Source organism: Isoptericola sp. NPDC057391 (assembly GCF_042668085.1).
In the GTDB taxonomy this organism is placed as follows: Bacteria; Actinomycetota; Actinomycetes; order Actinomycetales; family Cellulomonadaceae; genus Isoptericola.
Genome location: NZ_JBHVBO010000019.1, coordinates 1 through 13,957, shown reverse-complemented (window position 1 = coordinate 13,957; position 13,957 = coordinate 1). Strand labels below are relative to the sequence as shown.

Genomic DNA, 13,957 nt, shown 5'->3' with positions numbered 1-13,957 from the left:
CCGTCGTGCTCCCCAGCGTGGTCAGGACGCGGCGACCTGCCACACGGACACGTGCCGCTCGCTGTCGGCCGTGAAGGGCGTGCGGTCCCAGTCCTCCCAGCGGTGCACCAGGCGCATCCCGGCGATCCGCGCCATGAGGTCCAGCTCGGCCGGCCAGACGTACCGGAACGGCAGCCACCGGAACCGGCCGGTGCCGTCCGGCCCCACGGTGACGTGGTTCGACGTGAACCGCTGGGTGACCACGTCGAGCCGGTCGAAGCCCACGTACCCGCCGCCGGCGCCGTCGGGCGCGACGGTGAACGGCACGGTGTCCTGCCCGGGCGGCATCCGGCGCAGCGGCGGGACGCCGACCTCGACCACGAAGTGCCCGCCGGGGCGTAGGTGCGCCGCCGCGGTGCGGAAGCAGTCCACCTGGCCGTCCTGCGTCGTGACGTTCCCGATCGTGTTGAACACGAGGTAGGCGAGGGAGAACTCCCCGGGCACGCGCGCGCTCGTCATGTCGCCGACGGTCACCGCCACGCGGTCGCCGCCGGGCTTGTCCGCGACGCGCGCCGCCATGGCGCGCGACAGCTCGATGCCGTGCACCGGCACGCCGCGCAGGGCGAGGGGCGCGGCGACGCGACCGGTGCCCACGGCGAGCTCGAGGGCGGCGCCGTCGCCGGCGAGCCCGGCGAGCACGTCCACCGTGCGCGCGACGACCGCCGGGTCGAACTCGCGGTCCGTCGAGGAGTCGTAGGACGCGGCCACGCTCTCGGGGAACCACCCGTCCTCGACGGCGTCCGGCATGGCGTGCGGGGTGGTGCTCGGGTCGGTCGGCATGACCCGACCGTAGGGCGCCGAGCGCGGGACGGAGGAGCACTTTTCGGCGCAGGCCGCGACCTGCGACGATGTCGTGACCCGAATGCCGCTTTCCTCCCGGTCGGAGGGCGACCCGCCCTGCGCTACGGATTGCCGCCTTCGCAGGTCGTGGCTACTTTCGAGGGAGCAGTTCCCTCATCAGGCGGACCGACAAAGTAGGTGACTTGCGTGGCTCTCCCCCCTCTCACCCCGGAACAGCGTGCTGCGGCTCTCGAGAAGGCGGCCGAGGCTCGGCGCGTCCGCGCGGAGATCAAGAACCGGTTGAAGTACTCCCAGGGCTCCCTCAAGGACGTGATCGAGCAGGGGCAGAAGGACGACGTCGTGGGCAAGCTCAAGGTCGTCTCGCTGCTCGAGTCGCTCCCGGGGGTCGGTAAGGTGAAGGCCCGGGCGATCATGGAGGAGATCGGGATCGCCGAGACCCGCCGGGTCCGCGGCCTCGGGCCGCACCAGGCTTCGGCGCTCATCGAGAGGTTTGGCTGACATTTCCGCACCACCCGCCGGCCGTCCGGCACCGCAGCACGCCCCCGTCACCGCGCCGGACAGCGCTCCCGACGACGCGCCCGACGCCCTGGGCGCGGGGGCGGCGCCGGCGCGGCTGACCGTGCTCGCCGGACCGACGGCCGTCGGCAAGGGCACCGTCTCCGCGGACGTGCGCGCCCGCTACCCGCAGGTGTGGTTGTCGGTGTCGGCGACGACGCGCCCCCCGCGCCCGGGGGAGGTGCACGGCGTGCACTACCTCTTCGTCTCGCCCGAGGAGTTCGACCGCATGGTCGCCGAGGGGCAGATGCTCGAGTGGGCGGTGGTGCACGGCCGTCACCGGTACGGCACGCCCCGCGGGCCGGTCGAGGAGCACCTCGCCGCCGGCGTGCCCACGCTGCTGGAGATCGACCTGCAGGGCGCCCGGCAGGTGCGCGAGGCCGTCGCGTCGCGGGGGCTCGCCGCGCAGTTCGTCTTCCTCGCCCCGCCGAGCTTCGAGGAGCTGGTGCGGCGACTCGTCGGCCGCGGCACGGAGGACGCGGAGGAGCGTGAACGCCGCCTGAGCACGGCGCGCACCGAGCTCGCCGCGGAGGCCGAGTTCGACGTGACGATCGTCAACGACGACGTCACCCACGCCACGGACCGGCTCGCGCGGGTGATGGGCGTGACCTCCGTCGCAGCACCCCGGGTCGCGCTGTAGGTCGGCGCGCCACCGCGGGTAGGATGGACCGCTGACCCCCTGACGTCTCGTCACCGAACTTTGTCTGGAGTGTGACCCATGGCCGGAACCGTGGCCCAGCCCATCGGCATCACCGACCCGCCGATCGACGAGCTGCTCGAGCGCACCGACTCGAAGTACGGCCTCGTGCTGTACGCGTCCCAGCGCGCCCGCCAGATCAACGCCTACTACTCGCAGCTCAACGAGGGCCTGCTGGAGAACGTGGGCCCGCTGGTCGAGACCCGCAACCAGGAGAAGCCGCTCTCCATCGCCATGCGCGAGATCAACGAGGGCCTGCTCACCTCGACCCCGGTCGAGGAGAAGCCCGCGGCCGCCGCGGAGCCGGTCGCCGACCCCGGCGACGAGATCACCTTCTGACGGCCTGACGCCGGTCGGCGACCGGCGTCTCCCTGCGGCGACGAGGGAGCGCGCGATGAGGATCCTGCTCGGCGTCAGCGGCGGCATCGCCGCGTACAAGGCCGCGCTGCTGCTGCGGCTGCTGCGCGAGCAGGGGCACGCGGTGCGCGTGATCCCCACCGCGTCGGCGCTGCGGTTCGTCGGGGCGCCCACGTTCGAGGCGCTGTCCGGCGAGCCCGTCACGGACGAGGTCTTCGAGGACGTCGCGCACGTCCCGCACGTCGCGCTCGGGCAGGGCGCCGACCTCGTCGTCGTCGCCCCCGCGACGGCGGACCTGCTCGCCCGGGCGGCGACCGGCCGGGCGGACGACCTCCTCACCTCGACGCTGCTCACCGCGCGCTGCCCGGTCGTCATGGCTCCCGCCATGCACACCGAGATGTGGGAGCACCCCGCCACCCGCGCCAACGTGGCGACGCTGCGCGAGCGCGGCGTCACGGTGATCGAGCCGGCCAGCGGCCGCCTCACCGGCGCCGACACCGGGCCGGGTCGGCTGCCCGAGCCCGAGGAGATCGCCCGCGTGGCCCTCGCGGCCGCGTCGGACGTGGCGGGCGCGTCGGACGTGGCGGGCGCGGCGGGCGCGGACGCCTCGGCGACCGGGAGCGGGCACCACGGGGACCTGTCGGGCCGCACCGTCGTCGTCTCCGCGGGCGGCACCCGCGAGCCGATCGACCCGGTGCGCTTCATCGGCAACCGGTCCAGCGGCCGCCAGGGCGCCGCGCTGGCCGAGGCCGCCCGGGCTCGCGGCGCCGAGGTCACGCTCGTCGCCGCCAACCTCGACGACGCCGTGTGCGAGGCCACGCGGGCGTCGGGCGTCGTCGTCGTCCCGGTGGAGACCACCGCCGAGCTGCGCGACGCCGTGCGCGAGGGCGCGCCGGGCGCGGACGTCGTCGTGATGGCCGCGGCGGTGGCCGACTTCCGCCCGGCCGACGTGCCGGACGCCAAGATCAAGAAGGTGCCGGGCGCGGGCCCGGCGCCGATCACCCTGGTGGAGAACCCGGACGTGCTCGCGGAGCTCGCCCACGACCGGCTGCGCCCTGGGCAGCTCGTCGTCGGCTTCGCGGCCGAGACCGGCGACGCGGACGGCTCCGTGCTCGAGCACGGGCGCCGCAAGGCCCTGCGCAAGGGGGCCGACCTGCTTGCGGTGAACGCCGTGGGCTCCGGGCGCGGCTTCGGCGCACCCACCAACGCCGTCACGGTGCTCGACGGGCGCGGCGAGGTCGTGGCCGAGGCCGCCGGCACGAAGCGCGAGGTCGCCGACGCGATCTGGGACGTCGTGGCAAAGACGCTGCCCAGCATCTGAGATTCTCCCCAGCATGTGAGACTTTTCCTCTCTGGGGGGCCTGGTCAGGCGGCCCCCTGCCCGTAGGCTGTCCGCCATGACCGATGCGCTGCGCCTGTTCACGTCCGAGTCCGTGACCGAGGGCCACCCGGACAAGGTCTGCGACCAGATCTCCGACGCGATCCTCGACGCGCTGCTCGCGCAGGACCCGCGCTCGCGCGTGGCGGTCGAGACGATGGTGACCACGGGGCTCGTGCACGTGGCCGGCGAGGTCACCACCGACGCGTACGTGGAGATCCCGCAGATCGTGCGCGAGGTGGTGCGCCGCATCGGCTACACGTCGTCGGCCATCGGGTTCGACGGCGACTCCTGCGGCGTCTCGGTGTCGATCGGCCAGCAGTCGCCCGACATCGCGCAGGGCGTCGACAAGAGCCTCGAGGAGCGCGACGACGCCTCCGGGCCGGGCCTCGACCGCGACCCCCTCGACGCGCAGGGCGCGGGCGACCAGGGCCTGATGTTCGGGTACGCCACGGACGAGACGCCGTCGCTGATGCCGCTGCCCATCTGGACGTCGCACCGGCTCGCCGAGCGGCTGTCGGCCGTGCGCCGCTCGGGCGAGCTGCCCGGGCTGCGCCCCGACGGCAAGACCCAGGTGACCGTCGCGTACGACGGCGACCGTCCGGTGCGGATCGACACCGTCGTGCTGTCCACCCAGCACGACGCCGACATCGTGCAGGAGAAGCTGCAGCGCGAGGTGGCCGACATCGTCATCGCCCCGGTGCTGGCCCAGGTGGCCCAGGAGACGGGCGTCGAGACCGCGGACGCGCGGCTCATCGTCAACCCGACGGGCAAGTTCGTCGTCGGCGGTCCGCAGGGCGACGCCGGCCTCACCGGCCGCAAGATCATCGTCGACACGTACGGCGGCATGGCGCGCCACGGCGGCGGCGCCTTCTCCGGCAAGGACCCGTCCAAGGTCGACCGGTCCGCGGCGTACGCGATGCGCTGGGTCGCGAAGAACGTCGTCGCGGCCGGGCTGGCGCGCCGGTGCGAGGTGCAGGTCGCCTACGCGATCGGCAAGGCGCACCCCGTGGGCCTGTACGTCGAGACCTTCGGCACCGAGACGGTCCCCACCGAGCGGATCGCCGCCGCCATCGAGACCGTGTTCGACCTGCGCCCCGCGGCGATCATCCGCGACCTCGACCTGCTGCGCCCGGTGTACGCCGCGACCGCCGCCTACGGCCACTTCGGCCGCGAGCTGTCCGGATTCACCTGGGAGCGCACGGACCGTGTCGACGCGCTGCGGGCTGCGGTCTGATTCTTCGCTTTGTCGCGTCCGTGGTCGCGTCCGTGGTTGCCGCCACGCTCAGCGTTCGTCTCGCGGTGTCCTGATGACCGGACCCTCGTGTCGCGCCGTCACCGCGGTCGGTGGAGACGGTGCGGGCTCGTGGGCGGGGCGTGATGGGATGGCCTCGTGACCGACATCTCCGAGCCCGAGCAGCCCGCGCTGCTCGGGCTCGACGACGTCCCGGCACCGCGCGACGCCGGGGCGAAGGGGCGGCGCAAGCCCGGGAAGGGCGGGAAGGCGGCCCTGGGCGCGACGCCCGTCGCCGACGACCTGCCCGTCGCGCGCGTGGTGCTGGACCTGCAGCCGGCTCACCTGGACCGTCCGTACGACTACCTGGTGCCCGTGCCGATGGCCGACGACGCCCGGCCCGGCGTCCGGGTGCGTGCGCGGTTCGGGCCGCAGGAGGTGGCCGGCTACGTGGTGGAGCGTCGGGAGACGTCCGACCACGACGGTCGGCTCGTGCCGCTCAAGCGCGTGGTCTCGGCCGACCCGGTGCTGTCGGAGCCCGTGCTGCGGCTGGCCCGCGCCGTCGCCGACCGGTACGCGGGCACCCTCGCTGACGTGCTGCGCCTCGCCGTGCCGCCGCGGCACGCCCGCGTCGAGAAGGAGGTCCTCGCCGCACTCGCGGAGCCCGAGGCCGACGTCGAGGCCGACGTCGGGGGAACGGCCGTGCCGGACGACGCGGCTGAGGAGAGCGTCGATGACGTCGCCGACGGCGCGTCGACAGGCGAGGAGGCCCCTCAGGAGGCCCGTGAGGCCGCCCAGGGCGCGTCCGGGGGCGCCGCGACGACCCACGCGCCGACCGTGCCTGCTCTGCCTCCCAGGAGTCCTCGGGCGGTGCGGCCCGTCGCTGCGGGCTCCGTGGCCGCGTGGGAGTCCTACCTCGGCGGGGAGGCGTTCTGCCGCCACCTGCTCGCCGGGGGTGCGCCGCGGGCCGTGTGGACGCCGCTGCCCGGGCTGGCGCCGCCGTCCGGGGACGGGCCGGCGCACGTGCCGCACTGGGCCGAGGCCGTCGCGCAGGCGGCACGTGCCACCGTCGCCGGGGGGCGCCGCGTCCTCGTCGTCGCGCCGGACGGCCGCGACGTCGAGCGCGTCGTGGGCGCCCTCGCCGGGGCCGGCCTCGACGACGTCGTGCGCCTGCTGGCCGACGACGGGCCCGCCCCCCGGTACCGGGCCTTCCTGCGGGCCCGCCACGGCCTCGCGGACGTGGTGGTCGGGACGCGGGCCGCGATGTTCGCCCCGGTGCCGGACCTCGGGCTCGTCGTGCTCTGGGGCGACGGGGAGGACACGCTCGCGGAGCCGCACGCCCCCTACCCGCACGCGCGCGACGTCCTCGCGCTGCGCAGCGACCTCGAGGAGGCCGCGTACCTGCTGGCGTCTCCGGGGCGGACCGTGCAGGCGCAGGCGCTGCTGGCGTCCGGGTGGGCGCGCGAGATCGCCGCGCCCCGCGACGTGCTGCGCGCCCGCGCCCCCCGCGTGCGTGCGCTCACGTCCGTCGAGCTCGCCGCCGAGGGCCCGGGCGCGGCCGCACGGCTGCCGACGGCCGCCTGGCGGGCCGCCCGCGACGGGCTGACCCGCGGCCCGGTCCTCGTGCAGGTGCCGCGCACCGGCTACCTGCCCGTCGTGGCCTGCGCCAGGTGCCGCACCGCCGCCCGTTGCGGGGCCTGCCACGGCCCCCTCGGCATGACCCGCACCGGCGGCGCGCCGCAGTGCTCCTGGTGCGGACGCCTCGCCGGCGGCTGGCGCTGCGAGGAGTGCGGCGACACCCGGCTGCGCGCCGTCCGCGTGGGGTCCGACCGCACCGCCGAGGAGCTGGGCCGGGCGTTCGCGGGCACGCCCGTGCGCGTGTCCGCGTCCTCCGCGCCCGCCGGTGTGCTCGACCGGGTCGGGCCCGAGCCGGCGCTCGTCGTCGCGACCCCCGGCGCCGAGCCCGTCGCCGACGGCGGGTACGCCGTCGCCCTCCTGCTCGACGCCGCCGTCGCCACCGCGGGCACCGGGCTCGCCACTGCCACGGAGGCGCTGCACCGCTGGCTCGCCGCGGCGGCCCTCGTGCACCCCGCCCGCGCGGGCGGGCAGGTGCTCCTCGTCGGGGACGCCGCCCCCGCCCCGACCGGTGCCCTCGTGCGCTACGACCCCGGTGGTCTCGCCGACCGGGAGCTCGGCGAGCGCCGCGAGCTGGCGCTGCCGCCCACGGTCCGCGTCGCGGCCGTCACGGGGGACCGGGGGGCCGTGGACGCCCTCGTCGGCAGGGTCGCCCTCGCCGGTCCGGACACCGTGCTCGGCCCCGTCGAGCAGCCCGACGCCGACCCGCGGCGCGGCGCCACCCTCGAGCCGCAGGTGCGCACCGTGCTGCGCGTGCCGCTCGCCCAGGGCGGGGAGCTCGCCGCACAGCTGCGCGCCTCCCTCGCCGTCCGCTCCGCCCGGCGCGAGGGCGGCACCGTCCGCGTGCAGGTCGACCCGAAGGAGATGCTCTGATGACCGCCCCCGCCGCAGCCCTCGTCGACACCGTGGTGCTCGACTTCGGCAACGTGCTCGTCGGCTGGGACCCCTACGGGGCGTTCCCCGGCCGCACCCGCGCCGAGGTCGACGCGTGGATGGCGGAGATCGACTTCCCGGCGTTCAACCTCGCCCAGGACGCCGGCCGCAGCTGGGCCGACGCCCGCGCGAGCCTCGACGACCGTCCCCACCTGCAGCCCCTCCTGGACGAGTACGTGGCGGGCTTCCCCGGCACCCTGACCGGCCCCGTGCCGGGCTCGGCGGAGCTCGTCGAGGAGCTGCGCGCCGCAGGCGTGCGCCTCCTCGGGCTCACGAACTGGTCCGCCGAGCTGTTCCGGCACGCCGCCGGCGCCGCCCCCGCCACGGCCCGCATGGAGCACGTCGTCGTCTCCGGGCGCGTGGGCCTCGCAAAGCCCGACCCGGCGATCTTCCGCCACCTCGCGGTCACGCACGACGTCGAGCCCTCCCGCGCCGTCTTCGTGGACGACAGTCCCGCCAACGTCGCCGCGGCCCGCGAGCTGGGCTTCCACGCCGTCCGCTTCACGGACACCCCCGCGCTGCGCGCCTCGCTGCGCTCCCTCGGGCTGCCCGTCTCACGGTAGGCGCGGTCAGCCGGCCCGCCCCGACCGGGCCGCCGCGCGTCGCCGCCCGACTACGATCGGGTGGTGCGCCTGCTCTTCGCCGGAACCCCCGACCCTGCCGTCCCCTCCCTGCGCGCCCTCCTGGCGTCACGCCACGAGGTCGTGGCCGTCCTGACCCGGGCCGACGCGCCCGCCGGACGCGGCCGCCGCCTCGTGCCCAGCCCCGTACGCCTCGCGGCCGAGGAGGCCGGCACCCCGGTGCTCACCGAGCGCCCCCGCGGCGAGGAGTTCCTCGCCCGCCTGCGGGAGCTCGACGTCGACGCCGCACCCGTCGTGGCGTACGGGCACCTGCTGCGCCCCGACGTGCTCGCCGCGCCCCGGCTCGGCTGGGTCAACCTGCACTTCTCCGTGCTGCCCGCGTGGCGCGGGGCCGCCCCCGTGCAGCACGCCGTCCTCGCGGGCGACGAGGTCACGGGCGCCACCACGTTCCTCCTCGACGAGGGCATGGACACCGGCCCCGTGCTCGGCACCGCCACCGAGACGATCCGCCCCCGCGACACCTCCGGCGACCTGCTCGGCCGCCTCGCCACCAGCGGCGCCGACCTGCTCGTCGCGACCCTCGACGCCCTCGAGGACGGCCGCCTCGCCCCCCAGCCGCAGCCCGCCGACGGCGCCTCCCTCGCGCCGAAGGTCACGACCGACGACGCCCGCGTCCGCTGGGACGACCCCGCCCTCGCCGTCGACCGCCGCGTGCGGGCCGTCACCCCCGCCCCCGGGGCGTGGACCACGCTGCCACCCACCACCGGCCCCGACGCCGCCCCCGGGGCCCGCCTCGGGCTCGGCCCCGTCACCCCGCGCCCCGACGTCACCGACCTCGCCCCCGGCGAGGTGCGCGCCGGCAAGAAGGAGGTTCTCGTCGGCACCGCCACCCACGCCGTCGCCCTCGGCCAGGTGCAGCCCGTGGGCAAGAAGCCGATGTCCGCCGCGGACTGGGCCCGCGGCGCCCGAGGTCTCTTCACCGGAGACACCGCGGACGCCGGCCTGCGCCTCGGGCAGGACGCCCGATGAGCGCGGACCGCTCCCGCAACAGCAAGGGCCGCCAGCGCAGCGCCGCCCGCACCCGCGGCGAGACGCACCGCAGCGCCCAGGCACCCGGCGAACGCCGCCGCCGCACCGACCCCGCCCGCACCGCCGCCTACGACGTCCTGCGCCAGGTCGACGGCTCCGACGCCTACGCCAACCTCGTGCTGCCGCCCCTGCTGCGCGAGCGCCGCATCACCGGGCGCGACGCCGCCTTCGCCACCGAGCTCGCGTACGGCACCCTGCGCCTGCGCGGACGCTACGACGCGATCCTCGCCCGCTGCGTGACACGCCCCCTCGACCAGCTCGACCCCGAGGTGCTCGACGTGCTCCGCCTCGGGACGCACCAGCTCCTCGGCATGCGCGTCCCGTCCCACGCCGCGGTCTCCGAGACTGTCGCCCTCGCCCGCGACCGCGTGGGCGCCGGGCCCGCCCAGATGGTCAACGCCGTCCTGCGCGCCGTCGGACGCACCCCCCTCGAGGACTGGCTCTCCCTCCTCACCGAGGAGGCGCCCGACGCCGTCACCGCCCTCGCCACCACCGGCTCGCACCCCGTGTGGATCGCCCGCGCACTGCGCGAGGCGCTCGCGGGCCACGGCCGCAGCCCGGACGAGATCGCCGACCTCCTCGACGCCGACAACGCCGCGCCCCGCGTCACGCTCGTCGCGCGCCCCGGCCTCGCCGGCCCGGAGGTCCTCCGGGAGCAGGCCCACGACGCCGACGTACGGCTCGAGGCGGGCCGCTGGGCGCCCACCGCGCTCGTCCTCGCCGGCGGCAGCGACCCCGCCGCGCTGCCCGCCGTCGCGGACGCCCGCGCCGGCGTGCAGGACGAGGGCTCCCAGCTCGTCACCCTCGCCCTCGCGGGAGCCCCGCTCGACGGACCGGACGCCCGCTGGCTCGACCTCTGCGCCGGGCCGGGCGGCAAGGCCGCGCTCCTCGCGGCGCTCGCGGGGGAGCGGGGTGCCACCCTCGTCGCCAACGAGGTGCAGCCGCACCGTGCGCGCCTCGTCGAGCGGGCCCTGCGCGCCGTGCCGGGCGACGTCGTCGAGCGCGTGCGCACGGGCGACGGGCGGGAGGTCGGCGCCGAGGAGCCCGCCGCCTACGACCGGGTGCTCGTCGACGCCCCCTGCACCGGGCTCGGCGCCCTGCGCCGTCGCCCCGAGTCGCGCTGGCGTCGCACGCCGGCGGACCTCGGCACGCTGACGGTGCTGCAGCGGGAGCTGCTCGGGTCCGCCCTCGACGCGGTGCGTCCCGGCGGGGTCGTCGCGTACGTCACCTGCTCCCCGCACCTGGCGGAGACGCGGCTCGTGGTCGACGACGTGCTGCGCCGCCGCGACGACGCGGAGCGGATCGACGCCCGGTCGGCGCTGCGCGGCGCGCTGGTGCCCGGCGCGGACATCGACCTGGGCGCCGACGACGGCGGGGCGCACGGCCTGGACGTCCAGCTGTGGCCGCACGTGCACGGCACCGACGCGATGCACGTCACGCTGCTGCGCCGGCTCCGCTGACCGACCCCTCGTCAGGCGAGGGTGCGCTGCAGCAGCGTCGTGCTCACGGAGCGGCCGTGCTTGACCCCGACGTCGCGCAGCACGCCGGCGACCTCGAAGCCGAACCGCCGGTGCAGGGGGAGCGAGCCGGCCGCCGCGGGGTCGTCGGCCACGACGGCGACGACCTGCCGCACGCCGGCGCGCGTGCAGGCCTCGAGCAGCGCCGTCATGAGCAGGGAGCCGACGCCCCGGCCCTGGGCGGCGGGCGCGAGGTAGATCGTGTCCTCGACCGTGTACCGGTAGGCGGCCTTGGGCCGCCAGGGCGCCGCGTACGCGTAGCCGACGACGGCGCCGTCGACCTCGGCCACGAGGAACGGCAGGCCGCGGGCGTCGAGGTCGACGAGGCGCTGCCGCCAGGTGGCGACGTCGGGAGTCTGCTCGTCGAACGTCACGGCCGTGCCGGTGACGTACGGCTCGAGGATCGCCGCGACGGTGGGCAGGTCGTCCGCGACGGCGGCGCGCACGACCGGCGCCGCAACAGCCGTCGGTGCGGCGGTCGTCGGTGCGGCGGTCGTCGGTGCGGCGGTCGTCGGCGACGGCTCGGCGGGGGAGGGGAGCGGTGGCACGGGGCGAGCGTAGTGGCTGCGCCGCCTACGCTGGGCGCATGCCTGCGCTGATCAACCCGAGCATCCTGTCGGCCGACTTCGCGAACCTCGAGCGCGACCTGGGGGCCATCGCCACCGCCGACTACGCCCACGTGGACGTCATGGACAACCACTTCGTGCCGAACCTCACGCTGGGGCTGCCGGTCTTCGAACGGCTGTCGCAGGTCTCCCCGGTGCCGATCGACGCGCACCTGATGATCGACGACCCGGACCGCTGGGCGCCGGCGTACGCGGAGGCCGGCGCCGCCTCGGTGACGTTCCACGCGGAGGCAGCCACGGCCCCGGTGCGCCTCGCGCGCGAGCTGCGGCGCCTGGGCGCGCGGGCGGGCGTCGCGCTCCGGCCGGCCACGCCCGTGGAGCCGTTCCTCGACCTCCTGCCGGAGATCGACATGATCCTCGTCATGACCGTGGAGCCCGGCTTCGGCGGGCAGTCGTTCATCGACGGCACGCTGCCGAAGATCCGGCGGGCCCGGCAGGCGGTGGGGGAGTCGGGGCTCGACGTCTGGATCCAGGTCGACGGGGGAGTGTCGCGCGACACGATCGAGCGGGCGGCGGACGCGGGGGCGAACGTCTTCGTGGCGGGCTCCGCGGTGTACGGGGCCGACGACGTCCCGGCGGAGATCGAGGCCCTGCGCGGTCTGGCGTCGGCCCACGCGCACTGAGGCAGCGGACGGCGCCTCCCATGACCTCGCCATACCTTCGGAAAAATAGTGTGCCAAGCGCCCTGAACATCCAGAACTCACCGTCCCGAGGACCGGAACCCGGCCCGGAGAGAGGGGTCCCGGCGTCTAGGCTGGGCGGGTGAAGACGTTCGACTCCCTGTTCGCCGAGCTGACCGAGAAGGCCGCGACCCGCCCCGTCGGGTCGGGGACCGTGGCCGAGCTGGACGCCGGCGTGCATGCGATCGGCAAGAAGATCGTGGAGGAGGCGGCCGAGGTCTGGATGGCCGCCGAGCACGAGACCGACGAGGCCGCCGCGGAGGAGATCTCGCAGCTGCTGTACCACCTGCAGGTGCTCATGCTGGCCAAGGGACTGACGCTCGAGGACGTGTACGCGCATCTGTGAGCGCCCGGACCGGGGCCGCACCGCCCGCGGTGCGGCCCCGTCGTCCGTCGCGCGCGCCCAGTCGCCCGACACGTCCCGTCCTGAACCCCAGCCCTGATCCGAGCGAGGTAACCGCTGTGCTCCGTATCGCCGTCCCCAACAAGGGGTCCCTCTCCGTCCCGGCCTCCGACATGCTGCGCGAGGCGGGCTACCGCCAGCGCCGCGACACCCGTGAGCTGGTGCTCGCGGACCCGGACAACGGCGCCGAGTTCTTCTTCCTGCGCCCGCGCGACGTCGCGGTGTACGTGGGGTCCGGCACCGTCGACGTCGGCATCACCGGCCGGGACCTGCTGCTCGACTCGGGGGCCGACGCCGTCGAGCACCTCCCGCTGGGCTTCGCCGCCTCCACGTTCCGCTTCGCGGCGCCCGCCGGCACGATCACCGACGTCGCGCAGATCACCGGCCGACGCGTGGCGTCGTCGTACGACACGCTCGTCCGCTCGTACCTGCGCGAGCGGGGGATCGAGCCGTCGGCCGTGGTGCACCTGGACGGCGCCGTGGAGAGCTCCGTGCGCCTCGGCGTCGCGGACGTCATCGCCGACGTCGTCGAGACGGGCACCACGCTGCGCGCGGCGGGCCTGGAGGTGTTCGGCGAGCCGATCCTGCGCTCCGAGGCGCTGCTCATCCGCCGCAGCGACGTGGCGGAGCCGGCGGGGCTGGAGGTGCTCACCCGTCGCCTCCAGGGCGTCATCACCGCGCACGAGTACGTGCTCATGGACTACGACGTGCCGATGGAGCTCGTGGACGCCGCGGTCGCGGTGACGCCCGGCTTCGAGTCGCCCACCGTGTCGCCGCTGCACAACGGCGAGTCGGCGGCGGTGCGGTCGATGGTGAAGCGCTCGGAGACCAACCGCGTGATGGACGCGCTGTACGAGGTGGGGGCGCGCGGCATCATCGTCACCTCCATCCACGCCAGCCGCCTGTGACCCGGCGGGTCGGCGCCCGCCGACCTGTCGAGCACGCGCGGGCGGTGGCAGCGTGGTGGGCATGAGCACGTCACGGTTCCGCACGTTCCGCCCGCTGTGGGGCCAGGTCGCCGCCTGGTTCGTGTGGGTGGTCGCCGCGGTCGGCAGCGTCGTCGTCGGTCTCGGCTCGAACGGGCCGATGGGCGCCGCCGCGGTGAACAAAATCTCCTTCGTCGTCTTCGCGCTGGGCGTGACCTGGCTGCTGTGGCGGCTCGGCGGCGTGCACGCCGTGCCGTCGGAGGAGGGCCTGCGGGTGCGCAACCTCGTCCGGTCCCGGACGCTCGCGTGGCCGGAGATCGTCGAGGTCCGGCTCGGCCCGAACGACCCGTGGGTGCGGCTCGACCTCGCCGACGGCGGCACGATCGCGGTGATGGGCATCCAGCGCGCCTGCGGTGACCAGACGGACGCGGCGATCGCCCGACGGGAGGCGGCCAAGAACCGCAATCCGCACGCCCCGCTTTTCAGCAAGCTCCCCAAGGACGTCC

The 13,957-nt window shown here is 75.9% G+C and carries 15 protein-coding genes; 13 read left to right on the top strand and 2 right to left on the bottom strand.

What is annotated here, in order from left to right; genetic code table 11:
- Positions 1 to 21 precede the first annotated feature (21 nt).
- Positions 22 to 819 carry a class I SAM-dependent DNA methyltransferase gene (locus ACFUVW_RS04740; RefSeq protein WP_430570202.1) on the bottom strand — a complete coding sequence of 266 codons (798 nt, stop codon included), beginning with the start codon at positions 817 to 819 and terminating at the stop codon, positions 22 to 24.
- Positions 820 to 1,026: 207 nt separating this feature from the next.
- Here ACFUVW_RS04740 and mihF point away from each other — a divergent pair, with 207 nt between their 5' ends.
- From mihF to ACFUVW_RS04695, 9 genes are all read left to right on the top strand, one after another.
- Positions 1,027 to 1,338, top strand: a complete 312-nt coding sequence (gene mihF / locus ACFUVW_RS04735; protein WP_380323750.1) for an integration host factor, actinobacterial type — start codon at positions 1,027 to 1,029, stop codon at positions 1,336 to 1,338.
- Between the two features lie 88 nt (positions 1,339 to 1,426).
- Positions 1,427 to 2,035, top strand: coding sequence for a guanylate kinase (gene gmk, locus ACFUVW_RS04730; protein WP_430570226.1), 609 nt, complete (start codon positions 1,427 to 1,429; stop codon positions 2,033 to 2,035).
- A gap of 78 nt (positions 2,036 to 2,113) precedes the next feature.
- Positions 2,114 to 2,431: a DNA-directed RNA polymerase subunit omega gene (gene rpoZ / locus ACFUVW_RS04725; RefSeq protein WP_430570201.1), complete on the top strand. Its 318-nt coding sequence runs from the start codon at positions 2,114 to 2,116 to the stop codon at positions 2,429 to 2,431.
- A gap of 55 nt (positions 2,432 to 2,486) precedes the next feature.
- Positions 2,487 to 3,770, top strand: coding sequence for a bifunctional phosphopantothenoylcysteine decarboxylase/phosphopantothenate synthase (locus tag ACFUVW_RS04720; RefSeq protein ID WP_430570200.1), 1,284 nt, complete (start codon positions 2,487 to 2,489; stop codon positions 3,768 to 3,770).
- 76 nt (positions 3,771 to 3,846) lie between these two features.
- A complete protein-coding gene (gene metK, locus ACFUVW_RS04715; RefSeq protein WP_430570199.1) occupies positions 3,847 to 5,064 on the top strand; it encodes a methionine adenosyltransferase in 1,218 nt (405 codons plus the stop codon).
- A gap of 156 nt (positions 5,065 to 5,220) precedes the next feature.
- Positions 5,221 to 7,569 (top strand): primosomal protein N', encoded by a 2,349-nt coding sequence (locus ACFUVW_RS04710; RefSeq protein WP_430570198.1) that lies wholly within the window; start codon positions 5,221 to 5,223, stop codon positions 7,567 to 7,569.
- Positions 7,569 to 8,192: an HAD family hydrolase gene (locus ACFUVW_RS04705; RefSeq protein ID WP_430570197.1), complete on the top strand. Its 624-nt coding sequence runs from the start codon at positions 7,569 to 7,571 to the stop codon at positions 8,190 to 8,192. Before ACFUVW_RS04710 ends, ACFUVW_RS04705 begins: the two co-directional genes overlap by 1 nt.
- A gap of 63 nt (positions 8,193 to 8,255) precedes the next feature.
- A complete protein-coding gene (gene fmt / locus ACFUVW_RS04700) occupies positions 8,256 to 9,239 on the top strand; it encodes a methionyl-tRNA formyltransferase (RefSeq protein ID WP_430570196.1) in 984 nt (327 codons plus the stop codon).
- Complete coding sequence (locus ACFUVW_RS04695) at positions 9,236 to 10,759, top strand: RsmB/NOP family class I SAM-dependent RNA methyltransferase (RefSeq protein ID WP_430570195.1); 1,524 nt, start codon at positions 9,236 to 9,238, stop codon at positions 10,757 to 10,759. Before fmt ends, ACFUVW_RS04695 begins: the two co-directional genes overlap by 4 nt.
- Positions 10,760 to 10,770: 11 nt before the next feature.
- Here the strand turns inward: ACFUVW_RS04695 and ACFUVW_RS04690 are convergent, their stop codons facing one another.
- The gene (locus ACFUVW_RS04690) at positions 10,771 to 11,364 is read right to left on the bottom strand and encodes a GNAT family N-acetyltransferase (protein WP_430570194.1); all 594 of its coding nucleotides are present in this window, start codon (positions 11,362 to 11,364) and stop codon (positions 10,771 to 10,773) included.
- A gap of 38 nt (positions 11,365 to 11,402) precedes the next feature.
- Here ACFUVW_RS04690 and rpe point away from each other — a divergent pair, with 38 nt between their 5' ends.
- The 4 genes from rpe to ACFUVW_RS04670 all read left to right on the top strand — a co-directional run.
- Positions 11,403 to 12,065 (top strand): ribulose-phosphate 3-epimerase, encoded by a 663-nt coding sequence (rpe, locus tag ACFUVW_RS04685; protein ID WP_430570193.1) that lies wholly within the window; start codon positions 11,403 to 11,405, stop codon positions 12,063 to 12,065.
- A 139-nt stretch (positions 12,066 to 12,204) separates the two neighbouring features.
- A complete protein-coding gene (locus ACFUVW_RS04680; protein ID WP_430570192.1) occupies positions 12,205 to 12,468 on the top strand; it encodes a phosphoribosyl-ATP diphosphatase in 264 nt (87 codons plus the stop codon).
- A gap of 116 nt (positions 12,469 to 12,584) precedes the next feature.
- Entirely contained in the window at positions 12,585 to 13,433 is an 849-nt protein-coding gene (hisG, locus tag ACFUVW_RS04675) for an ATP phosphoribosyltransferase (RefSeq protein WP_430570191.1), read from the top strand.
- 61 nt (positions 13,434 to 13,494) lie between these two features.
- Positions 13,495 to 13,957, top strand: a 463-nt coding sequence (locus tag ACFUVW_RS04670) for a PH domain-containing protein (protein ID WP_430570190.1), incomplete at its 3' end; no start/stop codon positions are given.